This is a genomic window from Paractinoplanes brasiliensis (assembly GCF_004362215.1).
GTDB lineage: Bacteria > Actinomycetota > Actinomycetes > Mycobacteriales > Micromonosporaceae > Actinoplanes > Actinoplanes brasiliensis.
This window is the reverse complement of sequence record NZ_SNWR01000001.1, coordinates 2379508-2406275: the sequence shown is the minus strand read 5'-3', so window position 1 is coordinate 2406275 and position 26768 is coordinate 2379508. Positions and strand designations below refer to the sequence as shown.

The 26768-nt window shown below is 71.2% G+C and carries 25 protein-coding genes and 1 pseudogene; 11 read left to right on the top strand and 15 right to left on the bottom strand.

Translation table 11 applies throughout. The annotated features are described in order from the left end of the window. Positions 1 to 400: 400 nt before the first annotated feature. From C8E87_RS10600 to C8E87_RS10585, 4 genes are all read right to left on the bottom strand, one after another. Positions 401 to 721 (bottom strand): DMT family transporter, encoded by a 321-nt coding sequence (locus tag C8E87_RS10600; protein ID WP_133872928.1) that lies wholly within the window; start codon positions 719 to 721, stop codon positions 401 to 403. 951 nt (positions 722 to 1672) lie between these two features. Further along, positions 1673 to 3058 (bottom strand): MFS transporter, encoded by a 1386-nt coding sequence (locus C8E87_RS10595; protein WP_239079964.1) that lies wholly within the window; start codon positions 3056 to 3058, stop codon positions 1673 to 1675. A 50-nt stretch (positions 3059 to 3108) separates the two neighbouring features. After that, positions 3109 to 3687, bottom strand: a complete 579-nt coding sequence (locus C8E87_RS10590) for an isochorismatase family protein (RefSeq protein ID WP_133872926.1) — start codon at positions 3685 to 3687, stop codon at positions 3109 to 3111. Between the two features lie 10 nt (positions 3688 to 3697). Further along, positions 3698 to 4984 carry a nicotinate phosphoribosyltransferase gene (locus C8E87_RS10585; RefSeq protein WP_133872925.1) on the bottom strand — a complete coding sequence of 429 codons (1287 nt, stop codon included), beginning with the start codon at positions 4982 to 4984 and terminating at the stop codon, positions 3698 to 3700. Positions 4985 to 5089: 105 nt separating this feature from the next. Between C8E87_RS10585 and clpS the strand changes: the two genes are divergently transcribed. The 5 genes and pseudogenes from clpS to C8E87_RS10560 all read left to right on the top strand — a co-directional run bounded on the left by clpS (position 5090) and on the right by C8E87_RS10560 (position 7829). Continuing rightward, positions 5090 to 5380 (top strand): ATP-dependent Clp protease adapter ClpS, encoded by a 291-nt coding sequence (gene clpS / locus C8E87_RS10580; protein WP_133872924.1) that lies wholly within the window; start codon positions 5090 to 5092, stop codon positions 5378 to 5380. Positions 5381 to 5398: 18 nt separating this feature from the next. Further along, the gene (locus C8E87_RS10575; protein WP_133872923.1) at positions 5399 to 5899 is read left to right on the top strand and encodes a DUF2017 domain-containing protein; all 501 of its coding nucleotides are present in this window, start codon (positions 5399 to 5401) and stop codon (positions 5897 to 5899) included. 47 nt (positions 5900 to 5946) lie between these two features. Then, positions 5947 to 6437 (top strand): annotated as a pseudogene (locus tag C8E87_RS10570) (M67 family metallopeptidase). Positions 6438 to 6502: 65 nt separating this feature from the next. Continuing rightward, positions 6503 to 6859 carry a MoaD/ThiS family protein gene (locus tag C8E87_RS10565; RefSeq protein WP_133872922.1) on the top strand — a complete coding sequence of 119 codons (357 nt, stop codon included), beginning with the start codon at positions 6503 to 6505 and terminating at the stop codon, positions 6857 to 6859. Positions 6860 to 6863: 4 nt separating this feature from the next. After that, positions 6864 to 7829, top strand: coding sequence for a PLP-dependent cysteine synthase family protein (locus tag C8E87_RS10560; protein ID WP_133872921.1), 966 nt, complete (start codon positions 6864 to 6866; stop codon positions 7827 to 7829). Between the two features lie 8 nt (positions 7830 to 7837). Here C8E87_RS10560 and C8E87_RS10555 read toward each other — a convergent pair whose 3' ends face one another. Further along, entirely contained in the window at positions 7838 to 8248 is a 411-nt protein-coding gene (locus C8E87_RS10555) for a hypothetical protein (protein ID WP_133872920.1), read from the bottom strand. A 261-nt stretch (positions 8249 to 8509) separates the two neighbouring features. Between C8E87_RS10555 and C8E87_RS10550 the strand changes: the two genes are divergently transcribed. The 5 genes from C8E87_RS10550 (at position 8510) to C8E87_RS10530 (ending at position 13573) form a co-directional block, all read left to right on the top strand. Beyond that, positions 8510 to 9256: an MBL fold metallo-hydrolase gene (locus C8E87_RS10550; RefSeq protein WP_133872919.1), complete on the top strand. Its 747-nt coding sequence runs from the start codon at positions 8510 to 8512 to the stop codon at positions 9254 to 9256. Between the two features lie 70 nt (positions 9257 to 9326). Next, positions 9327 to 10511, top strand: coding sequence for a glycosyltransferase (locus C8E87_RS10545; RefSeq protein WP_133872918.1), 1185 nt, complete (start codon positions 9327 to 9329; stop codon positions 10509 to 10511). Positions 10512 to 10649: 138 nt separating this feature from the next. Continuing rightward, the gene (gene rph / locus C8E87_RS10540; protein ID WP_133872917.1) at positions 10650 to 11378 is read left to right on the top strand and encodes a ribonuclease PH; all 729 of its coding nucleotides are present in this window, start codon (positions 10650 to 10652) and stop codon (positions 11376 to 11378) included. After that, positions 11375 to 11989, top strand: coding sequence for an RdgB/HAM1 family non-canonical purine NTP pyrophosphatase (rdgB, locus tag C8E87_RS10535; protein ID WP_133872916.1), 615 nt, complete (start codon positions 11375 to 11377; stop codon positions 11987 to 11989). Before rph ends, rdgB begins: the two co-directional genes overlap by 4 nt. 138 nt (positions 11990 to 12127) lie before the next feature. Further along, positions 12128 to 13573, top strand: coding sequence for an RNA-guided endonuclease InsQ/TnpB family protein (locus tag C8E87_RS10530; RefSeq protein WP_133872915.1), 1446 nt, complete (start codon positions 12128 to 12130; stop codon positions 13571 to 13573). Here the strand turns inward: C8E87_RS10530 and C8E87_RS10525 are convergent. Together C8E87_RS10525 and C8E87_RS10520 are read right to left on the bottom strand one after the other, a co-directional pair. Next, positions 13570 to 14214, bottom strand: a complete 645-nt coding sequence (locus C8E87_RS10525) for a helix-turn-helix domain-containing protein (protein ID WP_239079965.1) — start codon at positions 14212 to 14214, stop codon at positions 13570 to 13572. The genes C8E87_RS10530 and C8E87_RS10525 overlap by 4 nt on opposite strands. A 10-nt stretch (positions 14215 to 14224) precedes the next feature. After that, positions 14225 to 15073, bottom strand: coding sequence for an SDR family oxidoreductase (locus C8E87_RS10520; protein ID WP_133872914.1), 849 nt, complete (start codon positions 15071 to 15073; stop codon positions 14225 to 14227). A 144-nt stretch (positions 15074 to 15217) separates the two neighbouring features. Between C8E87_RS10520 and C8E87_RS10515 the strand changes: the two genes are divergently transcribed. Further along, positions 15218 to 15397 carry a hypothetical protein gene (locus tag C8E87_RS10515; protein WP_133872913.1) on the top strand — a complete coding sequence of 60 codons (180 nt, stop codon included), beginning with the start codon at positions 15218 to 15220 and terminating at the stop codon, positions 15395 to 15397. A 114-nt stretch (positions 15398 to 15511) separates the two neighbouring features. Here C8E87_RS10515 and C8E87_RS10510 read toward each other — a convergent pair whose 3' ends face one another. From C8E87_RS10510 to C8E87_RS10475, 8 genes are read right to left on the bottom strand one after another with little or no spacing between them, the layout of a single operon-like run. Further along, positions 15512 to 17371 carry a leucine--tRNA ligase gene (locus tag C8E87_RS10510; RefSeq protein WP_133872912.1) on the bottom strand — a complete coding sequence of 620 codons (1860 nt, stop codon included), beginning with the start codon at positions 17369 to 17371 and terminating at the stop codon, positions 15512 to 15514. 11 nt (positions 17372 to 17382) lie between these two features. Then, on the bottom strand, positions 17383 to 18708 hold the full coding sequence (locus C8E87_RS10505; protein WP_239079966.1) for an FAD-dependent oxidoreductase: 1326 nt from the start codon (positions 18706 to 18708) through the stop codon (positions 17383 to 17385). 13 nt (positions 18709 to 18721) lie between these two features. Beyond that, positions 18722 to 20257, bottom strand: coding sequence for a histidine ammonia-lyase (hutH, locus tag C8E87_RS10500; RefSeq protein ID WP_133872911.1), 1536 nt, complete (start codon positions 20255 to 20257; stop codon positions 18722 to 18724). After that, a complete protein-coding gene (gene hutI / locus C8E87_RS10495) occupies positions 20254 to 21405 on the bottom strand; it encodes an imidazolonepropionase (RefSeq protein WP_133872910.1) in 1152 nt (383 codons plus the stop codon). Before hutI ends, hutH begins: the two co-directional genes overlap by 4 nt. Next, a complete protein-coding gene (locus tag C8E87_RS10490; RefSeq protein WP_133872909.1) occupies positions 21402 to 22895 on the bottom strand; it encodes a formimidoylglutamate deiminase in 1494 nt (497 codons plus the stop codon). The genes hutI and C8E87_RS10490 overlap by 4 nt, the downstream gene beginning before the upstream one ends. After that, on the bottom strand, positions 22892 to 24067 hold the full coding sequence (locus C8E87_RS10485; RefSeq protein ID WP_133872908.1) for an allantoate amidohydrolase: 1176 nt from the start codon (positions 24065 to 24067) through the stop codon (positions 22892 to 22894). The genes C8E87_RS10490 and C8E87_RS10485 overlap by 4 nt, the downstream gene beginning before the upstream one ends. After that, on the bottom strand, positions 24064 to 25704 hold the full coding sequence (gene hutU, locus C8E87_RS10480) for a urocanate hydratase (protein WP_133872907.1): 1641 nt from the start codon (positions 25702 to 25704) through the stop codon (positions 24064 to 24066). The genes C8E87_RS10485 and hutU overlap by 4 nt, the downstream gene beginning before the upstream one ends. A 12-nt stretch (positions 25705 to 25716) precedes the next feature. Continuing rightward, complete coding sequence (locus C8E87_RS10475) at positions 25717 to 26565, bottom strand: MurR/RpiR family transcriptional regulator (RefSeq protein ID WP_133872906.1); 849 nt, start codon at positions 26563 to 26565, stop codon at positions 25717 to 25719. Positions 26566 to 26768: the final 203 nt, after the last annotated feature.

Sequence of the window (26768 nt, the reverse complement as noted above, 5' to 3'; positions counted from 1 at the left end):
CGCGGCTCCCCGTCGCTGCGCCGCCGCGCGGGCCGGCCAGGCGCCGGACTGTCGTCGTGCAGGGGATCCCGATCGCTGCGCCGTCGCCTCGGCTTCGCCGGCGCGTCACTCGCCCGGTCCGCGCGACGCCGTCCCGGGCCCGCGCCGGACCCGCCCTGCGACTCGCCACCCAGAGCGTCGCTACTGCCACTGCCACCGTGGGAAGCCCCGTCACCCACAGCCCCATCGCTCGGAGCTCCGGTAGTTGAAACGGGGGCACCTGGAGCCTCCCCGATCGAAGCCCCACCGCGGCCGTTGTCGGCGCTGTTCCCGCTGCGCACGTCTGCTCCTTCCGGGCCTGCGATCCCTGGCGTGGCCAGGTCATCGGGGGAGGCGGGACGCCGGGATGGCTCGGGATTGCTCAATGGGCACCGCCCAGGTTCACGGTCACTACGCCGGCGATGATCAGGCTGACGCCGACGACCTTAACCGTCGTGAGCGGTTCGCCGAGGAAGACCGCGCCGATGGCGACGATGGCGGCGGTCCCGAGGGCGGACCAAACCGCGTAGACCACCCCGACCGGCAGGTCCCGAACGACAAGCGACAAAGCGGCGAACGAGACCACGTAACCAGCCAGGCACCCGATCGTCGGCCAGAGCCGAGAGAAGCCTTCCGTCGACTTCAGCATGCTCGTCGCCAGAACTTCGGCACTGATGGCGACCAGCAAAAACACGTACGGCACGGCGTTCCTTCTCTCAACTTGTACGAACGTACAAGTACGACCGTACAAGATGAATGGGAGAGTGCCGTGTGAGCTGCATCACTGCAGCTCAGGAGTGGTCCACACCTGCCACTCAGGCGAAACGCGACGGTCGAAGGCCCCGGGCGCCCCGGCGGCGTCCGCCTGGCGCGCGCCCGGGAGGTGGGCGGGTAGTGCCGATGCGGTCGCCCTGCCGCTTGGGGGTCAGCGCTGCTCGGCTCAAGGCGAAGACGACGGACAGTCAGGCTAGGGTCCTAGGATGCTATGGGTGCGAGGGGCAATACAGGCGGGGGCGAGACCCTGACCGGGAATGCAGTCAAACAGCGGCGCGAGGCGCATACAGGCGGGGAATTGTGCCTGCGGGGGTGTGACCCTGACGGGGAAGATGCAGTGAAACAGCGGCGCGCGGGGCATGCAGCCGGGGAATTGTACCTGCGGGGGCGTGACCCTGACCGGGAAGGCAGTCAAACAGCGGCGCGGGGCATACAGCCGGGGAACTGTGCCTGTGGTGGCGAGCGCGGCCGGGAACTGATCGGTGGTGCGGTGACGGGCCGCCGCAGCGATAGACAGGATCAGGGACGGCGAGAGGGTTCGCCTGTGGAACGAGCCGACCTTGTGAGCCGAGGCCAGGCCGACGACGGGGGCCAGGTAGGGCAGCAGAAGGCGTCGCTGTGGCCGGGCGTGCCGGCGCCACTGGGCGCCGGACCGGGCACATCCGGGTCCGCCGGGCACATCCGGGTCCGCCGGGCACATCCGGGTCCGCCGGGCACATCCGGGTCCGCCGGGCACATCCGGGTCCGCCGGGCACATCCGGGTCCGCCGGGTCGGCCGGGAAGTCGTGGTACTGCGGTGGGGCGGTCGGCGTGCGCCGGCGGTGGCCGGAACTGTGTTGCCGGTCGCACGGGGAGCGGTCAGGGCGGGCAGCGACGTGGTTCAGGGGCGGCCGGTGGGCAGAGCGTCGCCGTGGCCGGACGTGTCGGAGTGGTCGTACGCCGTGGCCTGTCGCGGGGCATTCGGGCGGTCGGCGCACGTGCCGCCGGCGGTGGTGACGGCGAGCGTGGCGCCGGCGATGGCCGGTTCCGCCGCGCTCGATGAGCCGGTGGTGGGAGCGGCCGCCAAGGGCGCGGCGCTTCGGCGGCGGAGCTCGGTGGGGAGGACCAGCAGGGCGATCAGGACGCCCACGCCGCCGACTGTGGCGAAACCCCAGCGGGGGGAGAGGGTGTCGGCGGCGAAGCCGGCCAGGGGGCCGCCCAGGGCCACGCCGACGGTGAGGGCCGAGTTGTGCAGGCCCATGGCCTCGCCCCGGGCGGCGGCGGGGATCATGCGGCTGATGGCGTCGGCCGTTGAGGTGATCAAGGGGGCGCAGAGGGCGCCGGCCGGGATGAGGAGCAGGGCGATCAGCCACCAGTGGGCCTCGCCCAGGCTGACCAGCATGGTGGTGACGGCCAACGGGGCCAGGATGACCACGGGCGGGAAGGCCCGCTGCATTGTGCCGTAGGCGAAGCCGCCCAGCAGCGAGTAGAACGCCCACAGCGACATCACCAGGCCGCTCCAGCCCAGCTCGCCGTTGTCGCGCAGGACGGCCACGAGCGCCACGTCGGTGCCCGAGAGCACCAGGGTGGCGGCCATCGTCACGAGCAGGACGGCGACGAACCGCGGCCCGAGCCAGCTGCGCCGTGGCACCCGCTCGCCCGCCGTGATCGGGGCCTCGTGCGCGGCGCGAACCGGCGGGTTGAGCAGCCAGAGCCCAAGCCCGGAGAGCAGGATGCCGGCCGCGAGCATGAGCATCGCCCAGCGCGGCCCGGCGGTCGTGGCGACCAGCACGCCGAGCGCCGGCCCGGCCATGAACGACAGCTCGGTCGAGATCGAGTCGAGCGCGAACGCGGGCAGCCGCTGCGCCTCGGGCGTGAGCGCGCTGATCGACTGGCGGGCCACCGAGAACGCCGGCAGCGACAGGAACCCGCCGACCAGGGCCATGACCAGCAGAGCCCAATAGGGCACGGCCTGGGCCAGCGACCAGAACAGCACCTCGGCCACCGTGGTCAGCACGAGCACGACCCGTAGGCCGCGCCGGTCGATCAGCCGGCCCATCAGGGGCGCGCCCACCGAGCCGCCGATCGTGAACGCCGCGCCGATCAGGCCGGCCGCGCCGTAACCCCGCCCGAGGTCGGTGACCACGTGCAGGGTGAGCACGACGGCGCCGGCCGCGATGGGGATGCGCGCCAGCGTCGCCACCGAGAGCAGCGACTTGATGCCGGGTAGAGCGAGCGTGTCACGGTAAGGCTTGAGACGCATGTTGTTCCTGACCTCCGAGGCCACATCCTGCCCCGGGGGTACGACAAAAAACCAACTATTTGATCAGGCAGGAATCAGGACGAGACCACCGGCTCACCGGTCGTCTCGATCGACGCCGTACGGAACTCCTCGAGCGCGGCGGCCGTCGTGCCGGCGGCGACACCGGCCGTGAGCTCCAGCAACACGGTCGTCGCGAATCCCTCGGCACGGGCGTCGAGCGCGGTGGCCCGTACGCAATGGTCGGTGGCGATGCCCACCACTTCGACTTCCGTCACATCCCGCTCGCGCAGCCAAGCGGCCAGGGTCTCGCCGCCCTCGGTCCTGCCCTCGAACCCTGAGTACGCCGCCTTGTACTCGCCCTTGTGGAAGACCGCCTCGACCCGGTCGGTGCGGAGCTCCGGGTGAAAATCGGCGCCGGACGTGCCGACCACGCAGTGCCGCGGCCAGCTGTCGAGATAGTCCGGGTGGTCGCTGAAGTGGCTGCCGGGGTCGATGTGCCAGTCCTTGGTGGCGACCACGTGGTCCCACCGCTCACCGGCCTTGTCGAGCACCAGCGAGATGCCAGCGGCCACGGCGCCCCCGCCGGAAACGGCGAGCGAGCCGCCCTCGCAGAAGTCGTTCTGAACGTCGACGATGATCAGCGCTCGTGTCACGGGACAACCCCTAAGCAGTCGGGACGATGGTCACGGGGAGGGCCGGGTCGCCGGCCGAGAGCTTGAGGCCCTCCCACGGGATCGAGATCAGGCACTGGCGCAGGTGTTCGCGCGACTCGGCGAGGCTGGGCGCCTCGGCCACCTCGCCCGCGATCACGTACGAGCGTTGCAGGAGCCGGTCGTTGGCGGCGTGGTCGGGCACCCCCTGCGACACCACGATCTCTTCGGTTGCCGTGCCGGTGGGCTTGTGCCGGCGTACGGCCGTCTTGCGCCCGCCGACCGTCGCCTTGTTCTCCGAGCGCTTGACCACCGGGCGCCCCTCGACCTCGACGAGCTTGTAGACCAGGCCGGCGGTGGGCGCGCCGGAGCCGGTGACCACCGCGGTGCCGGCGCCGTACATGTCGACGGGCTCGGCGGCCAGCGCGGCGATCGCGTACTCGTCCATGTCGCCGGAGACGACGATCTGGGTCTCGGTCGCGCCGAGCGAGTCCAGCAGCTCGCGCGAGTGCTGCGCCAGCACCGACAGGTCGCCCGAGTCGATGCGGACGGCGCGCAGGTCGGGCCCGGCCACCGCGATCGCGTTGCGGATGCCCTGGCCGATGTCGTACGTGTCGACCAGCAGCGTCGTGTTCTTGCCGAGCGCGGCCACCTGGGAGGCGAACGCGGCCGGCTCGTCGTCGTGCAGCAGCGTGAAGGCGTGGGCCGAGGTGCCGGTGGTGGGGATGCCGTAGAGCGCTCCCGCGGCCAGGTTGGAGGTCGAGGCGAACCCGGCCAGATAGGCGGCCCGCGCGGCGGCGACGGCAGAATCCTCGTGCGTACGCCGGGAGCCCATCTCGATGATCGGCCGGCCCCGCGCCGCGGTGACCATGCGGGCCGCTCCCGCCGCCACCGCGCTGTCGTGGTTGAGCACCGACAAAATGAGCGTCTCGAGCATCACGCACTCGGCGAAGGTGCCGCTGACCGTCATGATCGGCGAACCGGGGAAGAACAGCTCACCCTCGGCGTACCCGTCGATGTCGCCGGAGAAGCGATAGTCCGCCAGCCACTTGGCGGTCGCCTCGTCGACGATGCCCGCTCCGCGCAGGAAGTCGACCTCGGCCGCGCCGAACCGGAATTCCCTGACCAACTCGATCAGGCGGCCCGGACCGGCCACCACGCCGTAACGCCGGCCGCCGGGCAGGCGGCGGGCGAAGACCTCGAAGACGCACTGCCGGTCGGCGGTGCCGTCCTTGAGCGCTGCGCTGACCATGGTCAGCTCGTACTGATCGGTCATCAGTGCGGGGGCGAAGGTGTTCACGAGTCCACCCTATTGCGCGCCGCCGCCCCTTACGAACCGCGTACTGACCTGCGGATCGGCGTTCCGGTTCACCGATGCGGCGAAACCGGTGGCACCATGGTGAGCATGGCGCTTCCCCAGGTCGCTCCCGTCGAGAGTCCCGAGATCGAGGAGGCACCCGCTGACGACCGGCCGTGGGTGACGATCGTCTGGGACGATCCGGTGAACCTCATGTCGTACGTGACCTGGGTTTTCCAGAAGATTTTCGGCTACTCGAAGGAGAAGGCCGAGGCTCTGATGCTCGATGTGCACAACAAGGGCCGGGCGGTGGTCAGCTCCGGGGCGCGCGAGCGCATGGAGATGGACGCCAACCAGCTGCACGGATACGGTCTCTGGGCGACGGTGGACCGGGAATGACACCGCGGGAGAGAGAAGATGTTCCGACGCAACGGCAGCCAGTGCGTGGCCACCTTCGCAGTCGACGAGGTGCGCGTCCTGCGCAAGGTCGCCGGTGAGGTTGTCGGCCTGCTGACCGACGGCATGGATCACACCGATCCAGTCGTCAGCCGGCTCTTCCCCGACATCTATCCCGACAAGCCGGACGACTCGGCCGAGTTCCGCCTCTACACCGAGGGCGATCTCAAGACCAGCAAGATCGACCAGGCCGGGGCCATCCTCGCGGCGCTGCCCGACGAGGGCGAGGGCGAGGTGCGGCTGGACGGTGAGGCGGCCGAGGCCTGGCTGCGCGCGATCAACGACGCGCGGCTGGCCATGGGCACCCGCCTCGACATCCAGGCCGACACCGACCTGAGCGACGAGCTGGACGCCGCGGTGCTGCACGATCCCGGCTCGAGCCGGGTCTTCCAGCTGAGCGTGTACGCCTACCTCGGCTATCTGCAGGAGTCGCTGCTGAACGCGCTGCCCGAAATCGAGTGAGCGCTGCCACGTCGGGTTCCGGGAAATCTCACGGTAATGTGAACGGTGTGCTGACCATCGACAGCGCGATCGTCGACGCGATCGTCGCCCACGCCCGCCGGGACCACCCCGACGAGGCCTGCGGCGTGGTCGCCGGCCCGATCGGCAAAGACCTGCCGACGCGGCTCATCCCGATGGACAACGCGGCCCGGTCGATGACGTTCTACGAGTTCGACTCCATGGAGCAGCTGCGCGTGTGGCGCGAGATGGACGACAACGACGAGGAACCCGTGGTCATCTACCACTCGCACACGGCCACCGAGGCGTATCCGTCGCGCACCGACATCTCGTTCGCCGGTGAGCCGGGCGCGCATTATCTTCTCGTGTCGACCCGCGAGAGCGACTCGGAAGAGATTCGCTCGTTCCGCATAGTGGACGGCGTGGTGACCGAGGAAGAGATCAACATCGTGGATGCGACGGTGGACGCGTGATTGCGAGCGCTGTGCAGTCGTACATGTTCGGGCAGAGCCCCGTGTCGGTCTTCTACGAGTGTCGCTGACGACACCGAAGCCCGTAGACGACCCTGCCCTCAGTTCGACCTTTCCTTTTGGAGCATTCACAGCCATGGCTATCGAAGTTCGCATCCCCACCATCCTGCGCAGCTACACCGGCGGCGCCAAGGTCGTCGAAGGCTCCGGCGAGTCGCTGACCGCGCTCATCGACGACCTGGACGCCAAGCACAACGGCCTCAAGGGGCGTCTCATCACCCCCGAGGGCGGGCTGCACAAGTTCGTCAACGTCTACGTCAACGACGAGGACGTCCGTTTCCTCGGCGCGCTCGACGCCAAGCTCAGCGACGGTGACTCGATCACCATCCTCCCGGCCGTGGCCGGTGGCGCTCTGGGCTTCGCGGCCGCGGCCGCCCTGCTCGGGCGCCCCTCCAACCACCCCGCCGCTGCCCCTGACCCGACTGAAGGCTGAGTCCATGGCTCGTTACGAGAGCCTGCTGGACGCGTGCGGGGGCACGCCGCTCGTCGGCCTGCCCCGCCTCTCGCCGGTGGTGCCCGAAGGGGCACCGCCGGTGCGGTTGTGGGCCAAGCTGGAGGACCGCAACCCGACCGGCAGCATCAAGGACCGCGCCGCGCTCTTCATGGTGCGGGCGGCCGAGGAGTCGGGTCACCTGCGTCCCGGCGACACCATCCTCGAGCCGACCAGCGGCAACACCGGCATCGCCCTGGCCATGGTGGCCAAGCTGCGCGGTTACCGGCTGGTCTGCGTGATGCCCGAGAACGTGTCGGCCGAGCGGATCCAGCTGCTGCGCATGTACGGCGCCGAGATCATCTTTTCGCCGGCCGCGGGCGGTTCCAACCAGGCCGTGGCCACCGCCAAGCAGATCGCCGCCGAGCACCCCGACTGGAAGATGCTGTTCCAGTACGGCAACCCGGCCAACGCCCGCGCGCACTACGAGACCACCGGTCCCGAGCTGCTGCACGACCTGCCCACCATCACGCATTTCGTGGCCGGCCTGGGCACCACCGGCACGCTGATGGGCACCGGCCGTTTCCTCAAGGAAAAGGTCGACGGCATCCAGATCGTCGCGGCCGAGCCGCGTTACGGCGAACTGGTGTACGGGTTGCGCAACATCGACGAAGGCTACGTGCCCGAGCTGTACGACGCCGGCGTGCTCGACCGCCGTTTCTCGGTCGGCACCCGGGACGCCGTGCTGCGCACCCGCCAGCTCGTCGAGGTCGAGGGCATCTTCGCCGGCTTCTCCAGCGGCGCGATCCTGCACGCCGCGCTGGCCGTCGCGCACGAGGCGGTCAAGGCCGGCCGCCGCGCCGACGTCGCCTTCGTGATCGCCGACGGCGGCTGGAAATACCTTTCCACGGGCGCTTACGGCGGCACGCTCAACGATGCCGAGGAAGCCCTCGAGGGCCAGCTCTGGGCCTGAGAACGGCCCTAATGGAGTGCTGCGATCAGCACGTCCACGGCGAGCGGCCCGGTCGCGCAGGCGAGCAGCAACCACGGCAGGACGGGGCGGTGAATCGACAGGAATGAGGCCACCGCCATTGCCACACTCAGCAAGCCGAACAGGGCGAGCGTGGGCACGTACCAGAATGCCGCGCCGCCGAGAACGGTGACCAATGCGATAACGCCGACTCCGGTCGCGGTGAGGCCCAGCACGGCCGCCCACAGCGCCATCGTCAGGACCCGTACGGTGCTCGGCGCCGGATCGTCCGGGGCGGGAAAGCGGAAAAGCGTTCGATCGTCCGGAGATCCGGTCCCGTTCGGTGTACTCTCCCAGCCACCGAACGGCATGATCGCTGCCGCTTCGGTGCGCGTGGTGCGGTCCTTCTCGGCCGTGGTCACGCTGCCTCCGCCTGTTCCGTCCTCGAAAGTCCTCACTTTGTGCAACGCAAACGACTCACCGGACGTAACGGGAATTGCGTTAATGGCCGAGGTCACGGACGGTGTGATGTACGTTGTCGATTTAGCGACAAATCGATCTGACGTTTACATGGCGCGCAGGTCCCGGCGTACGCTTCGCTCCGTGATTGACTGGTCTGAGGAAGTCAGCACGGACCGGTCGGGCGGGGCGTGTTCGACCCAGCGTGAGCCAAAGGGACCCGCATGCGACTGACCGTTCTCGGCTGTGCCGGCAGTTTTCCCGGCCCCGAGTCGGCTTGTTCCGCCTATCTCGTCGAGGCTGAGGGCTTCCGGCTGCTGATTGATTTCGGCTCGGGTTCGTTGTCCGCGCTGCAGCGCTACTCCGACATGAACAAGATCGACGCGATCATCCTCACGCATCTGCACTGCGACCACATGCTCGACGCGTGTACGTACATCGTGGTCCGTCGCTACGACCCGTCCGGCCCGCTGCCGCCGGTTCCCATGTACGCCCCGCTGGGGGCGGCCGAGCGCATCTCCGCCGCGTACAGCCAGGACAACGAGCCGGTCGACGATGTGTACACGTTCTACGGCCTGCAGCCCGGCACGTTCCCGATCGGTCCCTTCTCGATCACGGTCGACCGGGTCAACCATCCCATCGAGACCTATGGCGTACGCATCGAGCACGGCGGGTCGGTCCTGGCCTACTCCTCGGACACCGCGCCGTGCGAACCGCTGCTGCGACTCGCCGCCGGCGCGGATTTGTTTCTGTGTGAGGCCAGTTACCTCGACGGCGCCGACAACCCCCCTGGCCTGCACCTCACGGGGGGTGAGGCGGGCGAGGCGGCCACCAAGGCGGACGTGGGTAAGCTGCTTCTGACCCATCTCGTCCCCGCCTGGGTCAGTGAGGCATCTATTGTGGATGCCGCCGTGGCCGCGTTTGCGGGACCGGTTGAGGTCGTGCGCCCAGGTGCCCGCTACGATCTCTAGGCCCTTGACCGGGGCGGGGGCACGGTCGGAGCACGAGAGCACCAGCGGATCGTGATCTTGGAGTTGTTGGATGCGCATCGTTCGCCTGGCCAACTTCGTGACAACCCATTCGGGTGGCCTGCGGACAGCTCTCCGTAACCTCGGCGAGGGCTACCAGAGGGCCGGCCACGAGGCGGTGCTGATTGTTCCCGGTCGCGAGCGCTCCGACCGGATGACCTCGCAGGGCCGCGTCATCACGCTGCCCAGCGCCCCCCTCCCGCGTACGGGGGGATATCGGGTCATGACCGGGCGGCGGGAACTCACCCGACTGCTCGACGAGCTGGAACCCGACCGCATCGAGGTCTCCGACCGCACCAGCCTGCGGTGGACGGGCGGCTGGGCCCGCAACCGCGGCGTCGCCTCGGTGATGGTGTCGCACGAAAGCCTGGCCGGGCTGCTCGGCGTCTGGGGCGTGCCCAAGCGCGACGCCCTTGCCGACAAGTTCAACCTGCGCACGGCCGAGTTCTTCGACCAGATCATCTGCACCACCTCGTTCGCCGCGGCCGAGTTCCGCCGCCTGGGCGTGCCCAACCTGACCGAGGTGCCGCTCGGCGTCGACCTCGACGGGTTCCACCCAGGCCGGTTCGACGAGAGCGTCCGCGAGCGCTACGCCCGCCCCGGTGAGCTGCTGATCGCGTTCGCCAGCCGGCTCTCCGGCCAGAAACGCCCTGAGCTCGCCGTGGACACGATCGCCGCGCTGCGCAACGACAAGGTGCCCGCCGTGCTCGCTGTGGCCGGAGACGGCGTACGGCGGGCCGCGCTGGCCTATCGGGCCGCGCGCCTGCCGGTCCGGTTCACCGGGCACATCGCCGAGCGCGGCGCCGTGGCCGCCCTGCTCGCCAGCGCCGACGTGGTGCTCGCGCCCGGCCCGGTCGAGACGTTCGGCATGACCGCCCTCGAGGCGCTGGCCTGCGGCACCCCCGTCGTGGTCAACGAGACGAGCGCGTTGCCCGAGGTCGTCGGCGACGGCGGGGTCGCCGTGCCCGGCACCCCCGAGGGCTTCGCCGCGGGAGTACGCCGGCTGATGGAGCGCCCCGAGGCCGAGCGCCGGGCGGCCGCGCGGGCCCGCGCCGAGAACTTCGGGTGGCCGCAGGCGGTCGACGGTTTCCTGCGGGCCCACGGCGCGCTGCCCGAGGTGGCCCTGGCCGGGCGGCAGCGGCCCACCGCGGTGCTGCGGCCGGCGGTGCCCCGGCCGGCCGGTCCGACCCTCGGCTGAGCCTGTTTCATGACTCAACCGCTCCGCAGCCCGTCTCAGTCGTGAAACAGGCCTTGGTTGTCCACAGGCCAGGCGAGTTATCCACAGGCGGTGGGGCGGGCGCAGCGGTCCCGCCCCTGGCCTAATAAGGTTTCTCCCATGGCACGCCCCGACGGCCGATCGGCCGACCAACTGCGACCGGTGACGCTGACTCGGCACTGGAGCATCCACCCCGAGGGGTCGGTGCTCGTCGAGTTCGGCAACACGCGAGTGCTCTGCACGGCGAGCGTCACCGAGGGCGTGCCCCGCTGGCGCAAGGGCTCCGGCCTCGGCTGGGTCACCGCTGAGTATTCGATGCTGCCCCGCGCCACCAACACCCGCGGCGACCGCGAGAGCATCAAGGGCAAGGTCGGCGGGCGCACCCACGAGATCTCCCGGCTGATCGGCCGCAGCCTGCGTGCCTGCATCGACCTGAAGGCGCTGGGCGAGAACTCGGTCGTTCTCGACTGCGACGTGCTGCAGGCCGACGGCGGCACCCGCACGGCCGCCATCACCGGGGCCTACGTGGCGCTGCACGACGCGGTCGGCTGGCTGGCCGAGCGCAAGTCGCTGGCCGGCAAGGTCGACAAGGTCATGCACCGGTCGATCCAGGCGGTCAGCGTCGGCATCATCGAGGGCGAGCCCCGCCTCGACCTGATGTATCTCGAGGACGTCGCGGCCGAGGTCGACATGAACGTGGTGGCCACCGGCGACGGTGACTTCGTCGAGGTGCAGGGCACCGGCGAGAACGGCGTCTTCCGCCGCGACCAGATGGACGCGCTGCTCGACCTCGCGCTGGCCGGCTGTGCCGAGCTGTCCGCCGCCCAGCAGAAGACGCTGGCCGCGTGAGCGCCCGGCTGCTGCTGGCCACGGCCAACCGGAAGAAGCTGGTCGAGCTGCAGCGCATCCTCGACACGTCGCTCGGGGCCAACCGCATCGCGCTGGTCGGGCTGGCCGATTTCCCGGATTATCCCGACGTGCCCGAGACGGGGCTGACGTTCGGGGAAAACGCGCTGATCAAGGCGCGTGAGGGGGCCCGGCGCACCGGCCTGCCCACGGTGGCCGACGATTCGGGTCTCGCCGTCGACGCGCTCAACGGCATGCCCGGCGTCTTCAGCGCCCGCTGGTCCGGCGGCCACGGCGACGACGACGCGAACCTTGACCTGGTGCTGGCCCAGATCTCCGACGTGTCCGACGAGCAGCGCGGCGGCGCGTTCGTGTGCGCGGCGGCCCTGGTGCTGCCCAACGGCCGCGAGCACCTGGTCGAGGGCCGGCAGACGGGCCGGATCCTGCGCGCGCGGCGGGGTGAGGGCGGGTTCGGTTACGACCCGATCTTCCTGGGCGACGGCCAGGACAGGACGAACGCCGAGCTGTCACCGGCCGAGAAGGACGCGATCAGCCACCGGGGCAAGGCTTTCCGCGAGCTGTCGAAGGTCATCGCCCGCGAGGTGACGAGCTAGTGCGGTGGCCCCGGACGGTCACCGGTTTGGTGTCGCGTCGCAGCAACGTTGAGGTTCAGTCGGTGGCAAGTGCCGTACCCGCACACTGCCGGGCATCTGCTGGTCGCGTGTTCAGTGGTCGTGTGACATGATGGTCGTATGCCTAGACGTCGTGACGTCGGCACCGGCCCGGTCGTGCACCGCACCGCCCGGGTCGGCCTGCGCCTGACCCGCCACCAGCAGCACCGCTGTTTCGGGTTGCTGCGCTCGGCCGGTGACGTGTGGGCGTGTGTGCTGGAGGTCAATGCCTGGCATCGGCGGCGCGGTGACAAACCCGTCGCCGGCTATCAGGAGTTGTGCCGGTTGCTGGCGGCGTCGGGGCCGGGCATCTTCGGGGAGCTCGACACCACCGGGGCACGGTCGGTGCTGCGACGCTATTCCGATGCCTGGTTTTCTGCTGCCGCCCGCCGCAAAGCAGGGCATGCCGAGGTGCGTTACCCGCGTCGGCGGCGCGGGTTGATGCCGATCCGCTGGTATCACGGCACCTTCACCCTCACCGGCCGCCGCCTGCGCCTGCCCGTCGCCCGCGGAGGTGATCCGCTGTGGGTGCGCCTGGACCGGCTGGTTCCCTACCCGCCCGAGACGGTGCGATCGGTGACATTGCTGGTCGACGCCGGCCGGCTCTGGATCGACGTCACCGCCGAACTGCCCATCACCACCTACCCACCCGGCACTGGGCCGGACCCGGCCCGGGTGGCCGGGGTCGACCTCGGGATCATCCACCCCTACGGCGCCGCCCACCCCGCCGACGGCAGCGCGCTGCTGGTCTCCGGGCGGGCGATCCGGGCCGAACACCGCCTGCACCTGACCGACACCCGACACCGCCGCCGCGCCACCGCCACCCACACCCCGGCCAAAGGCCGGCGCGGGTCACGACGATGGCGCAAGATCCGCCGCCGCGCTCGTCTGGTCGAGGGCCGGCACCGCCGCCGGACCCGTCAAGCCCTGCACGAGGCCACGAAGATGTTGATCGGCTGGGCTGTCAGCAAGCGGATCGGCACGTTGACCGTCGGCGACCCGCGCGGGGTCCTCGACATATCAGCAGGGCGGCGGCACAACCTGCGGCTACGGCAATGGCAGATCGGCCGCACCCTGGCCATGCTGCAGGACAAAGCCGCCCTGGCCGGGATCCGGGTGCACCTGGTCGACGAACGTGGCACCTCGTCGACCTGCCCCGCCTGCCACCAGAAGATCAGCAAGCCGCGGGGCAGGCGGATGGTCTGCCCGCACTGCGCGTTCACCGGGCATCGTGATATCGCTGCGGCGTTCACCATCGCCACCCGCACCCCGGGCGGCGCCACCACCCCACACCCTCCCGCGTGCACTGGGGTGGTCACGCACCGTCGAGCCGGACGACACCTCCCCGGTGCCCGACCGGCACGGCGTGACCCACGCCGCCGACCACTGGCGGCGTCAGGGTCCCTCGGCCGGCGGAGGCCCGCCCCACCACCCCCGGTGATGGGGAGTCGCTCGTTCACCATCGTGACCGAGGATCCACAACCACACCGGACCCAAACCGGCCAACGGTCGTGGACACCGCACTAGCGGCGGGGGCGGACCCCGTCGAGCGCCAGGGTGGCCAGGCGTGCCGCCTCGGCTGCGGCGTCCGGGCTGCCCTCGGTGGCCAGCGAGACTGCGTTGACCAGCGTGAGCAGGTCGATGATGGTGACCTCGGGGCGGACGGCGCCGGCGGCCTGGGCCGGGCCGAGCAGTTCGTTGCCGGCCTCGATCAGCATGGTCTCGCAGCTGCCGGCCGTGCTGCTCCGGGCGCCGCCGAGCAGTGACTTGGCGAGCCCACGGTTGACCGCGCCGAACGAGGCCAGCGAACGCAGCCACGCGGTGAGCGCCTGCCCCGCATCCCCGGTGGGTGGCGTGTCCCGGCGGGCGACGCCGCGCTGGGTGTCCCCGCCGGTCCCGTCGTGCTGCGCGGCCGTGCCGGGCTGTGCGGCCAGCTCGTGGGCCTGGTTGCACAGGGTCACCACGCGATCGTGGAAGACGGCCTCGAGCAGGGCCTGCCGCGACGGGAAGTGACGGTGCAGGGTGGCGGAGCCGACACCGGCCTGACGAGCGATCTCCTCCAGCGAGGCCTCGGCGCCGGCGCGGGCCACCTCGGCCTCGGCCGCGGCGAGGATCTGCTCGTAGTTGCGCCGGGCGTCGGCCCGCATCGGTCGGGTGGAGGCTGCCACGTTCCGGAGCCTAGTGGGTCATGAAAGCGGCCACCCCCATGGCGGCGCCCACCCGCTCGGCGGCCTCGGCCGAGGCGCGGCTGAGGGCCTGCGCGGGCTCGTACTGACCGGCCGGGGCGACCACAGTACGCGGCGGACGGTCGTCGCTTTCGATCAGCTTGACCACCGCGTCGGCCACCTCGCCCGGGTCGCCGCCGCTCTCGGCCGCGCGCTCGACGATCGCGTTGGTGAACGCGCCGAACGCCTCGGCGTAGACGCCCAGCCGCTCGGTGTCGGCGGGCAGCGCGGCGTTGAGGCCGATGTTGGTCGGGTACGACGCGGCGTCGACGATCACCGACTCGATGCCGAACGGCGCAAGCTCATGACGCCACGCCACGGTCAGGCTCTCGAGTGCCGCCTTGCTGGCCGCGTACAGACCGGTGAACGGGGTCGTCACGAGGCCCGCCAGCGAGCCGATCTGGATCAGCAGGCCGCGGCGCCGGTCGCGCAGATGCGGCAGGACGGCCCGGTTCACCCGGAGGGCGCCCAGAACGTTCACGTCGAACTGCCGCTGCGCCTCCTCGGCCGTGAACGCCTCGAGCGGGCCGGGGAAGATCCCGCCTGCGTTGTTGACCACGACGTCGATCCGGCCCGCCGTGGCGATGATCTCGCTCACCGCCCGGTCGGCCGAGTCCTGGTCGGTGACGTCGAGCTCGACCACTCGCAGCGAGCCGTTCAGTTCCGCTGCCGCCTGCGCGTTCCGCCCCGCCACGTCTCGCAGGCCGGCGAAGACGGTGTGGCCGCGCCGGGCCAGCGCCTCCGCCGTCAGGCGTCCGAAACCGCTGCTGGCCCCGGTCACCAGCACCACAAGCTCGCTCATCCCAGTGCTCCTCACGAAAGAAATGGGGTGCCACCCCGTTTTGTTGTGCGAGCTTAACCGGAGGGCCGCCCCGTTTGTCAACGGGCGGAGGTTTGTTGAAAGTGGGAGTATTGGCACCCGGCCGCGAGCATTCAGGGGGAAGTCATGCAGCTGAGGTTCGCCGCGCTTTTCGCGGCCACGGTGCTCGTCGCCCTGTCCGCGGTGTTCGCGGTCAAGCCGGTCGGCGGCGCCACCTCCACCCCGGCGGCGGCCGAGGCGGCGACGTATGTGGTGGTCGAGCCTCGATCCGCCGACTGCCCGTGGGAATCGTCCTCGGCCGCGTAGCCGAGGCCGCGTAGCCGAGGCCGCGTAGCCGAGGCCGCGTAGCCGAGGCCGCGTAACCGAGGCCACGACGCGCGGGATGACCCGGCGCGCAGTCGTGGCCTTCGCGGCCGGTCGTCAGGGGTTGCTGACCACCAGGTTCACCAGGCGCGGCGGGCGCACGACCACGCGGGTGACAGCGAGCCCGGCGGCCGCGGGCGAGGCCAGGGCCAGCGCGGTCAGGTCGTCGGCGCTGATGCCGGCCGGCACCTCCAGGCGGTCGCGCAGTTTGCCGTTCACCTGCAGCGCACAGATGACCGTGCGTTCGGCCGCCAGTTCGGGGTCGATCTCCGGCCAGCCGGCCCGGGCCACGCCTGGCGGGTGACCCAGCCGGGCCCACATCTCCTCGGCCGTGTACGGCGTGAACAGCGACAACACCACGGCCAGCGCCTCGACGGCCGCGCGGGTGGCGGGGTCGTCGGCCAGCCCCGAGTCGATCGCCCGGCGGGCTGCCCCGGCCAGCTCCATCGCGCGGGCGACGGCCACGTTGAGCCGGCGTTCCTCCATGAGGCCGGTGATCGCGCGCAGCAACCGATGAGTGGTTCTGCGCAGACCGACGTCGCCCGGCCCGGCCGCCGGGGTCGCAGCCACATCCGAGGCCAGGCGCAGCGCCCGGCCCAGGAAACGGACGGAACCGGCGGGCGACACGTCGGCCCAGTCGATGTCCTCCTCCGGCGGGCCGGCGAACACCATGGTGAGCCGGACCGCGTCGACACCGTACGTGTCGAGCTGCTCGCCCAGGTCGACCATGTTGCCCTTGGACTTGCTCATCGCGGCGCCGTCGAGGATGACCTGCCCCTGCGTCATCAGCCGCCGGAACGGCTCCCCGAAGCCGATCAGCCCCAGGTCGCGCAGCACCTTCGTGAAGAACCGGACGTACAGCAGGTGCAGCACGGCGTGCTCGGACCCGCCCACGTACAGGTCGACCGGCATCCACCGCCGCACGGCCTCCGGATCGAAAGGCCCTTCCCCGTACGCCGGTGAGCAGTACCGCAGGAAATACCAGGACGAATCGACGAACGTGTCCATCGTGTCCGTGTCCCGCTCGGCCGCCCCGCCACATCGCGGGCAGTCGACCTCCACCCAGTCCCGCGCCGCGGCCAACGGTGACACGTCCCCCGGCGCCAGCTGGTCACCGCGCAGGTCGGGCAGTTCCACCGGCAGCTGGTCGTCCGGCACCGGCACCACCCCGCACGCCGGGCAGTGCACGACCGGGATCGGGCAGCCCCAGAACCGTTGCCGCGACACCAGCCAATCGCGCAGCCCGCCGATCCAGTTGCGCTGCATGGTCAGCACCGACGCCGGCCAGTGCCCCTCCAGCTCGCCCATGTCGTCGAGCAGCTGTTGCGCGTACGTGGTGATGGTCAGAAACCACTGGGTCAGCTCACGCCGGCTCACCACCGAGCCGCAGCGCTCGCAACGCCCGGCGATGACCTGCTCGTTGGCGAGCACCGTGCGATCGGCCGGGCACCAGTTGACCGCCGCGAGACGCCGTACGGCCAGGCCGCGTCCGAGGAAGCGCAGGAACAGCCACTGCGTCCAGCGGTAGTACGACGGGTCGCTGGTGTGCAGCCGGGTCCGCCAGTCGACCGAGATCGCGTAGCGCCGGAACGACTCCGCCTGCGTCTCGATGTTCGCGTACGTCCAGTCGGCCGGATGGATGCCGCGCCGGATCGCCGCGTTCTCGGCGGGCAGCCCGAACGAGTCCCACCCGACGGGGTGCAGCACGTCGTAACCCTGCTGGACCCAGTACCGGGCCACGGCGTCACCCAGCGCGTACGCCTCGGCGTGCCCCATGTGCAGGTCGCCCGACGGATAGGCGAACATGTCGACCACCGAGCGACGCGGACCGTCCGAGGCGCCGGCGGCGAAAAGGCCGAGCGATTCCCAGACCGGTCGCCACCGCCGCTGCAACGCCTCGAAGTCGTAGTCGCTCATGCCGCCGGAAGTTAACGCACCGGACCCGACCCACGCTTGCGTTTTCTCGCCATCCGCAACACGCGCAGCACGAACGCCGGTCGCGTGAGGACCGCCGGCGGATCGATCAGGTGCTGCACCCGCGCGAACGCGGCGTTGACGCCCGAGTCGATCTGCGACGCCAGGGCGATCCGCCGCGAGAACCACCGGCGTAGCGCGAACCCGCGGGGCCGCGGCCCGGTGGTGCCCGGGAACGAGAAGTCGCCGCCCACCGCGAACGACCACGGCACGTCCACGACGGCCGCCACCGCCGTGTAATAGGGGCGTGCGGCTCGCTTCCCGTGCTGGTCGAGGGCCCGGCCGAGCGCGATCGCCGACTGCGCCGCGCAGGTCATGCCCTGGCCGTAGATCGGGTTGAAGCTGCAGATCGCGTCGCCCAGCGCCACATAGCCGGACGGCGGGTCGGTCAGGTCCTCGAACAGGCGTCGCCGGCTGGCCGGGAACCGGGTGGTGACCAGGTCGTCGCTGATCGGCTCGACCCGGTCGAGCAGCTCGCCCATGATCGGGTCGGGCAGCCCGCGGGCATGTCTCTCGAACGCCTCGGCGTCGGCCGGCGGCTCGGTCACGTGCCAGCCGCCGATCGCGGTCAGCCAGCGGTCGCCCTCGACCGGGATGGCCAGGCCGCTCAGCGACTCGCCGGGCGGCGTGGGCAGGACGAAGAGCGCCGACCAGTCCGGCAGGTCACCGGGTCCGCGGCGATAGAGCCGGGACGTGTACGCCACCCCGACCTTGACCTCGACCTGGGCCGGCGTGGCCAGCCCGAGCGCGGTCAGCCACCGGTCGGAGCGCGCGCCCCGGCCGGTGCAGTCGACCACCAGGTCGGCCTCCATCGTCTCGCCGTCGTCGAGCGTCACCCCGGTCACCCCGGCGGCCGAGCCGGTCAGCGCGGAGACGGCCACCCGGTCGCGGATCTTCACGCCGGGCAGCGCCGCCACCCGCGCGCGCACGATCGACTCGATCAGGGGGCGGGTCGCCGCGACCAGCGAGACCCCGGTCGGCGCGGACGGCCACCGGCGGCCCATCCGATAGCTGCACAGGCCGAGGCCGGTGTCGAACCTCGTGCCGCCCGCGGCGATCAGCTCGTCCTCGAAGCCGGGAAACAGCTCGTTGAACGTCCGCATGCCGCCGGCCAGCAGGATGTGCGGCTGGCTGCCCTGCGGTACGCCGCGCCGGGGCGCCGGCTCGTCCGGCAGTTCGTCCCGGTCGAGCACGACGACCTGCTCGAACCGCTCACTCAGCACCCTGGCCGCGGCCAAACCGGCCATCCCGGCCCCGATCACCACCACCCGTCGGTCCACGGTGGTCAGTTAACTACAGCAGCGCACCCGTCGCGGACTCGATCTCGGCCCGCAGACCCCGGCCGGCGACGACGCCCCGGGCCGTCTCGAGCGCCGGGGCCAGGAACAGGTCGGGACCGGGGGGACCGGCGGCGCCTTCGAGGGCTGCGATCGCGGCGCGGCCGGCCGGCGAGGGCGTCAGGGGCGAGCGCAGCTGCAGACCCCGTACGGCGGAAATCAGCTCGACGGCCAGCAAACTGGTCAGGTTGTCGAGCACCGTGCGCAGCTTCTTGGCCGCGGCCCAGCCCATCGACACGTGGTCCTCCTGCATGCCGCTGGTGGGCAGCGAGTCCACACTGGCCGGGGCGGCGAGGCGGCGGTTCTCGGCCACGATCCCGGCCGCCGTGTACTGGGCGATCATCAGGCCCGAGTTCACGCCGGCGTCGGGGGACAGGAACGGGGGCAGGTCGCGGTTGCGGGTCACGTCGAGCAGCCGGTCCACGCGGCGTTCGGCGATCGCGCCCACCTCGGCGGCCGCGATGGCCAGGAAATCGGCGGCGAAACCGAGCGGCGCGCCGTGGAAGTTGCCCGTCGACTCGACCCGGCCGTCCGGCAGCACGACCGGGTTGTCCACCACCGACACGAGTTCGCGTGCGGCGACCGTACGGACGAAATCGAGGGTGTCCCGGGCCGCGCCGGCCACCTGCGGGGCGCAGCGCATCGAGTACGCGTCCTGCACCGCGTGGGCCAGGTCGTCCCGATGCGAGTCCATGATCGACGAGTCCTGCAGCAGCTTGCGGATGTTGGCGGCCGAGGCGGTCTGACCGGGGTGCGGCCGGATCTCGTGCAGCTCGGGCAGGAACGGGCGCTCCGAGCCGAGCATCGCCTCGATCGCCAGCGCCGCGGTCACGTCGGCCATCGCGAACAGGTGCGCCGCGTCGTCGATGGCCAGCAGCAGCATGCCGAGCATGCCGTCGGTGCCGTTGATCAGCGCCAGCCCCTCCTTGGCGGCCAGTTCGAGCGGCCGCAGCCCGGCCGTGTGCAGCGCCTCGGCGGCGGTGGTCCGGGTGCCGTCCTTGCCCAGCACCCAGCCCTCGCCCAGCAGCACGATCGCGCAGTGCGCCAGCGGGGCCAGGTCGCCCGACGCGCCCAGCGAGCCGTGTTCGGGCACCCACGGCGTGATGTCGTGGTTGAGCAGGTCGGCCAGGCCCTGGGCCAGCGCCGGGCGCACCCCCGAGCGGCCCAGCGCGAGCGAGCGCAGCCGCAGCAGCATCATCGCGCGGACGACCTCGCGCGGCATGGGGTCGCCGATCCCGGCCGCGTGCGAGCGGATGAGCGCGTGCTGCAGCTCGGCCCGGCGCTCGGGGGCGATCGAGGTGTTGGCCAGCGCGCCGAAACCGGTCGACACGCCGTAGACAGGCTTGCCCGAGGCCTCGATGCTCTCGACGATCGCTCGGCTGGTCGCCATGGCGTCGACGGTCTCGGGGGCGATCTCGACGCGGGCGTCGCCGCGGGCGACCGCGAGCACGTCGGCGGGGGTGACGCCGGTGGGCTGGACTGTGACGGTCATTGGGGCACTCCGTTGTGCAGAACAGTGCTGATCAGGGGTACGCCGGGCCGGTAGGCCAGGTGCAGGTGGGACGGCGCGTCGAGCACCGTCAGGTCGGCGCGCGCTCCGGGGCGCAGCCGTCCGATGTCGTCGCGTCGCAGGGCTCGCGCGCCCCCGGCGGTCGCCGCGTGCACGGCCTCGGCCGGGGTCATCCGCATCTCCCGCACCGCCAGCGCGATGCAGAACGGCATCGAGGACGTGTACGACGAGCCCGGGTTGCAGTCGGTGGCCAGCGCGACCGTGACCCCGGCGTCGATCAGCCGGCGCGCGTCGGGATAGGGCGAGCGGGTCGAGAACTCGGCGCCCGGCAGCAGCGTGGCAACGGTGCTCGAGCCGGACAGGGCGGTGACGTCGGCCTCGCTCAGATGCGTGCAGTGGTCGGCGCTGGCGGCGTCCAGCTCGACCGCCAGCCGTACGCCCGGACCGGCGACCAGCTGATTCGCGTGCACCCGCAGCTGCAGGCCCTTGCGGGCGGCGGCCTGCAGGATCGCGCGCGCCTGGTCACCGTCGAACGCGCCGCGGTCGCAGAAGACATCGGCCCATTTCGCGTACGGGGCGCAGGCGTCGAGCATGTCACCCCGGACGAGATCGACGTACGCGTCGGGGTCGTGCCCCGCCGGAACGACATGCGCGCCGAGGAACGTCGTCTCGGTCGTCAGCTCGCTCGCCAGGCGCAGCGAACGGGCCTCGTCATCGACGTTCAGCCCGTACCCGCTCTTGATCTCGATCGTGGTGGTGCCCTGCCGCCGCGCCTCACCGACCAGCCGGCTCGCGTTGGCCAGCAGCTCGTCGTCGCTCGCCGCCCGGGTCGCCGCCACCGTGGTGCGGATGCCGCCCCCGGTGTACGGCTCGCCGGCCATGCGCGCGCCGAACTCGGCCGCCCGGTCCCCGGCGAACACCAGGTGGGCGTGGCTGTCGACGAACCCGGGCAGAACCGCCCGCTGCTGCGCGTCGATGCGTCGATCTGCCGCCGGCTTTTGCGTGTCCGGCCCGATCCACGCGATCCGGTCACCCTCGACGACCAGCGCGGCGTCCCGCCGGATGCCGAGCAGACCGTCGCCCTCGTCGTTGGTGACGAGCTCACCGATGTTGTCGATCAGGATGCTCACGCTCGGACCGCCCCGTAGCTCGTGGCCCGAGTTCTGTTGCCCGGTTCGTCCGTGCCGATGAGCCCGGCGATCGTGCGGGCCAGTTCGGACGGCACCTCGATGCCGGTGTGGCGGCCGTCCTCGACGATCAGGCGCCCGTCCACGATCACGTGGCTGATGTCGGCCGCGGTCGCCGCGAGCGCTGCCTGCGCGGGGTCGGTTCCGGCCGTACGGGGGCTGTCGAGCCGGACGCACAGGAAGTCGGCCCGTTTGCCTACCGCGATCTCCCCGGCGTCGAACCAGCCGATCGACGCGTGGTTGGCCGCCGCCGCGATCAGCTCGGCCGGCGTGAACCTTCCCCGCCGCTCGGTCGCCAGCCGGTCGTTCATCTCGAGCCCGCGCAACTCCTCGAACTGGTCGATCACGGCGTGACTGTCGCTACCCAGGCTGATCCGGGCGCCCGCGTCGGAAAGCCGACGGGCCGGTCCGATGCCGTCGGCGAGATCCCGTTCGGTCGTCGGGCAGAAACACACCTGGTGACCACCAAGGATGTCGATGTCGCGGTCGGTGAGGTGCGTGGCGTGGACCGCGACGGTCATCGGCTGCCACACGCCGTGCGCTTCGAGCAGCTCGGCCGGGGTGCACCCGTGCACGGCCTGACACTGCTCGTTCTCGGCGCGCTGCTCGGACAGGTGCACGTGGACGGGCTGCCCGTCGGTGCGGTACGCGAAGGTCGACAGGTAGTCGGTGGGGACCGCCCGCACCGAGTGCAGCGCCGCGCCGATCTTCGAGTTGCCGGTGGCACGCAGCTCGTCCACTCGGGCCGACCAGCCGTCGAGGTCGCCGTCGCCGAAGCGGCGCTGCACCCCTTCGAGCGGCTTCCCGTCCACCCCGGCGGTCAGATAGAGCGTGTCCAGCAGCGTGATCCGGATCCCGGCGTCGGCCGCGGCGGCGATCAGGGCGTTGCCCATGGCGTTCGGGTCGGCGTAGGGGGTGCCGTCCGGTCCGTGGTGCAGATAGTGGAACTCGCCCACGGCGGTGATCCCGGCCAGCGCCATCTCGGCGTAAACGGCTCGGGCAAGGGCGTAGTAGCTGTCGGGGTCGAGGCGGCCCGCGACCTGATACATCAAGTCGCGCCACGTCCAGAAGCTGCCGCCGCCCTCGTGGGTGCGGCCCCGCAGCGCCCGGTGGAAGGCGTGAGAGTGCGCATTGGCGAACCCTGGCAACACCAGCCCCGGTAGCTCAATTGCCGACACTTCTGATTTGGCGGAAAAGGGCGAGCGGGAGGATGGGGTGGTGGGGGCGGACGTTGGCGGGCCGGTGATGGACGTGGCGGGTGTCAGCGGGCTGAGAGCGGATGCTGGGGGTGTCCGCGCGCTGAGAGCCGGCGTGGCGGGCGTTGGCGGGCCGAGATGGTCGACGGCCGTGATGAAACCGCCGGCCACCTCGATGCGGACATTTCGGGCGACCGCTCCGCCTGTCCACGCGTACGGGGCGAAATAGGCCGTCATGTCAGGTCGCCCAGCACCCTCGCGAGCGCGTTGATGCCTTCCACGCAGTCCGCCTCGTCGGCGTGTTCGGCGGGCGAGTGCGACACGCCCGTCGGGTTACGGACGAAGAGCATCGCCGTCGGGACGTGCGCGGACAGCACCCCCGCGTCGTGCCCGGCCCCCGTCGGCAGCACCGGGGCCTCGCCCAGCAGCGCGGCGATCCGGGCGGCCAGCGGCTTCTCGAACGTCACCTCGGTGCTGAACGACTCATTCGTCACCGTCAGCTCGGTGCCGTCGCGGCCCGCCCGCTCGGTGGCCCGCTTGATCACGGCCTCGACCACCGCGTCGAGCGTTCCCGTCTCGGCCGCCCGGGCATCGAGCCACCCCCGTACGAGGGAAGGAATGGCATTGGTGGCGTTGGGCTCGACCTCGACCCGGGCCATCGTCGCGTGCGCGCCGTTCAGCCGGGCCTCCTTGTTGGCCGCCAGCACCGTGTACGCGAACGTCAGCATCGGGTCACGCCGGTCGGCCATGCGTGTCGTGCCCGCGTGGTCGCCGTGCCCGGTGAAGTCGAACCGCCAGCGCCCGTGCGGCCAGATCGCGCTGGCCACCCCGACCGGCACCTCAAGTGCCCGGCCCTGCTCGATGTGCAGCTCGATCAGCGCCCCGATCCGGCTGGTCAGCCCGGGGAGCCGCCCCGCGGGCGTGTCACCCAGAGCCTCGCCGAACGTGATGCCCTCGCGGTCGGTGAGCGCGGCCGCCTGTGCGGGCTCGATCGCGCCGGTCAGCAGCCGGGACCCCAGGCACGGCACGCCGAACCGGCCACCCTCCTCCTCGACGAAGGCGACCACGGCGATCGGCCGGCGCGGCGTGTGCCCGAGCCGCCGCAGCTCGTCGACGGCGAGGAACCCGCTGACGATGCCGAGCGGCCCGTCGAAGCCCCCGCCGTGCGGCACCGAGTCGAAGTGCGAGCCGGTCAGCACCGCGTCCTGCCCCCACTGGTCGCCCCACCAGGCGAACAGGTTGCCGTTGCCGTCGTCGGTGACCGGCATGTCGCGGCGCGCGGCCTGGTTGCGGAACCAGTCGCGCAGCACCAGCTCGGGTTCCTCCAGCGCGTACCGCAGGTAACCGCCGTTGCGGGCCCGGCCGATCGGCGCGATCCCGTTCCAGAGCTCGGCAAAAGTGGCCGTCACTGAGCGTCCCTTCGCATGGGGATGTGCACGCCGGCCGCGGCCTGCGACTCGTAGCCCGCGTCGACGTGCCGGATCACGCCCGTGCCGGGGTCGTTGGTGAGCACCCGCGCGATCTTCTGCCCGGCCAGGTCGGTGCCGTCGGCCACGCAGACCTGCCCCGCGTGGATCGAGCGGCCGATGCCGACGCCGCCGCCGTGGTGGATCGACACCCAGCTCGCCCCGCTGGCCGTATTGAGCAGCGCGTTCAGCAGCGGCCAGTCGGCGATCGCGTCCGAGCCGTCGAGCATGCTTTCGGTTTCCCTGTACGGGGAGGCGACCGAACCCGAGTCGAGGTGGTCCCGCCCGATCACCAGCGGCGCCTTGAGCTCGCCCCGCGCCACCATGTCGTTGAACCGTACGCCCGCTTTGTCCCGCTCGCCGTAGCCGAGCCAGCAGATGCGCGCGGGCAGCCCCTGGAACGCCACCCGCTCCCCGGCCATCTTGATCCACCGGGCCAGCGACTCGTTCTCGGGAAACAGGTCGAGCACCGCCTTGTCGGTGGCGGCGATGTCGGCCGGGTCGCCCGAGAGCGCGGCCCAGCGGAACGGACCCTTTCCCTCGGCGAAGAGCGGCCGGATGTACGCCGGGACGAAGCCGGGGAACTCGAATGCGCGCTCGAAACCGGCCAGTTTGGCCTCGCCGCGGATCGAGTTGCCGTAGTCGAACACCTCGGCGCCCGCGTCCATGAACCCGACCATGGCCGCGACCTGCTTGGCCATGCTGGCCCGGGACCGGTCGGTGAACTCTTCGGGCTTGGTCCGGGCGTACTCGGCCATGTCGGCCAGCTCGACGCCGACCGGCAGGTAGGACAGCGGGTCGTGGGCGCTGGTCTGGTCGGTCACGATGTCGACCTCGACGCCACGGGTCAGGATCTCGCCGAAGACCAGGGCCGCGTTGCCGACGACGCCGATGCTCAACGCCCTTTTTGCAGCTTTTGCGGCGCCGGCGCGGGCCAGGGCGTCGTCCAGGTCGTCGGCGATCTCGTCCAGGTAGCGGGTCTCGACCCGGCGGCGCAGACGGGTCTCGTCGACGTCGACGATCAGGCAGACGCCACCGTTCATGGTCACCGCGAGGGGCTGGGCGCCGCCCATGCCGCCGCAGCCGCCGGTCAGGGTCAGCGTGCCGGCCAGCGTGCCGTTGAACCTCTTCTCGGCGACCGCGGCGAACGTCTCGTACGTGCCCTGCAGGATGCCCTGGGTGCCGATGTAGATCCACGACCCGGCGGTCATCTGCCCGTACATGGTCAGGCCCAGGTTTTCCAGGCGGCGGAACTCGGGCCAGGTCGCCCAGTCGCCGACCAGGTTCGAGTTGGCGATCAGCACCCGCGGCGCCCACTCGTGGGTCCGGAACACGCCGACCGGCCGGCCCGACTGCACGAGCAGCGTCTCGTCGCCCTTCAGCTCGTCGAGCTCCCGCACGATCGCGTGGTAGGACGGCCAGTCCCGCGCGGCCCGGCCGGTGCCGCCGTAGACGACCAGATCCTCGGGGCGCTCGGCCACGTCCGGGTCGAGGTTGTTCATCAGCATCCGCTTGGCGGCCTCCTGCGGCCAGCCCTTCGCCGTGTACGCCGCGCCGCGTGGCGCCCGGATCTCCGACATGGTTGCCCTTCCCTACGCTTGGAAAATGTTGCGGCGTGCGGCTGTCGCCTCGAACGCTTCGAGCCGGGACTGCACCGGCTCCGGGTCCGCGTCGCACATCGCCTGCAGCAGCACCATGGCCATCGCCATCGGCCCGGTGTGCAGGTCGAACACCAGCCGGGTGCCGACCGCCGCGGGCAGCACGACGTCGCAGTGCTCGGCGACCGGGCTGACCGCCGAATCGGTGATCGCGACCACGGCGTACCCCATCGCCTTGGCCTCCCGGACGGCTTCCAGCGACTCCCGCGGATAACGCGGCAGCACCAGCGCCAGCATCGCACCGGCCCCGGCCGCGCGGGCCTGATCGAGCCGGTCGAGCAGCGACGTGCCGCCGGCGTCGAGCACCCGCACATCCGGGTGCACCTTGCTGGCGAAATACCCGAAGTACCCGGCGAGGGGCGCCGCCGCCCGCAGCCCGAGCACCGGCAGGGGCCGGCTGACGATCAAAAGCTCAGCAGCCCGCCGTACGTCGTCAAGCCGCTCGAGCTGATCCACCAGGCGCCCAAGATGCTCCGCCTCCGCGGCGACCGCCCCCTGCATCGCGTTGTGCTCCCCGCCGGGGTCGGCGTCGGCGCCCGCGGTGAGCTCACGCAACACCCGCCGCAGAGCCGGATACCCCTCATACCCCAGCGCGATGGCGAACCGGGTCACCGACGGCTGACTGACCCCGGCCAGATCGGCCACCTCAGCGGCGGACAGGTAAGCGGCCTTGCTCGCATGCTCCACCAGACAGTGCGCAATCCGCCGCTGCGTCGGTGTGAGCCTCGCCCCGGCAAACAGATCGAGGACCCGCTCGCCCGCCTTGATCACCCCGCCATTCACCCCAGCACTCTATGCATAAAAACTTTCAAAGCGCTAGGGGTCGCAGTGCTTGACCAGTTAATGGCTTGCGCGGCGCCGGGGTGGGGAGTCTGATCCCAGCCATGGCGGTTGTGCTGGGGACCCCGGCGGTCGACGGGGTGCGCGAGGCTGTTGCGGCGCTGCGGGAGTGGCAGCACGACGACGCGCCGATGCAACTGCATCCC

What these genes read in the sequence shown, in the direction of transcription:
- clpS (WP_133872924.1), top strand. Translation starts at nt 5,090, where the DNA reads ATGGCGCTTCCCCAGGTCGCTCCCGTCGAGAGTCCCGAGATCGAGGAG.
- hutU (WP_133872907.1), bottom strand. Translation starts at nt 25,704, where the DNA reads ATGTCGGAGATCCGGGCGCCACGCGGCGCGGCGTACACGGCGAAGGGC.
- C8E87_RS10545 (WP_133872918.1), top strand. Translation starts at nt 9,327, where the DNA reads ATGCGCATCGTTCGCCTGGCCAACTTCGTGACAACCCATTCGGGTGGC.
- C8E87_RS10510 (WP_133872912.1), bottom strand. Translation starts at nt 17,371, where the DNA reads ATGAGCGACTACGACTTCGAGGCGTTGCAGCGGCGGTGGCGACCGGTC.
- C8E87_RS10530 (WP_133872915.1), top strand. Translation starts at nt 12,128, where the DNA reads ATGCCTAGACGTCGTGACGTCGGCACCGGCCCGGTCGTGCACCGCACC.
- C8E87_RS10560 (WP_133872921.1), top strand. Translation starts at nt 6,864, where the DNA reads ATGGCTCGTTACGAGAGCCTGCTGGACGCGTGCGGGGGCACGCCGCTC.
- rph (WP_133872917.1), top strand. Translation starts at nt 10,650, where the DNA reads ATGGCACGCCCCGACGGCCGATCGGCCGACCAACTGCGACCGGTGACG.
- C8E87_RS10575 (WP_133872923.1), top strand. Translation starts at nt 5,399, where the DNA reads ATGTTCCGACGCAACGGCAGCCAGTGCGTGGCCACCTTCGCAGTCGAC.
- C8E87_RS10520 (WP_133872914.1), bottom strand. Translation starts at nt 15,073, where the DNA reads ATGAGCGAGCTTGTGGTGCTGGTGACCGGGGCCAGCAGCGGTTTCGGA.
- C8E87_RS10550 (WP_133872919.1), top strand. Translation starts at nt 8,510, where the DNA reads ATGCGACTGACCGTTCTCGGCTGTGCCGGCAGTTTTCCCGGCCCCGAG.
- C8E87_RS10565 (WP_133872922.1), top strand. Translation starts at nt 6,503, where the DNA reads ATGGCTATCGAAGTTCGCATCCCCACCATCCTGCGCAGCTACACCGGC.
- C8E87_RS10490 (WP_133872909.1), bottom strand. Translation starts at nt 22,895, where the DNA reads ATGACGGCCTATTTCGCCCCGTACGCGTGGACAGGCGGAGCGGTCGCC.
- C8E87_RS10515 (WP_133872913.1), top strand. Translation starts at nt 15,218, where the DNA reads ATGCAGCTGAGGTTCGCCGCGCTTTTCGCGGCCACGGTGCTCGTCGCC.
- hutH (WP_133872911.1), bottom strand. Translation starts at nt 20,257, where the DNA reads ATGACCGTCACAGTCCAGCCCACCGGCGTCACCCCCGCCGACGTGCTC.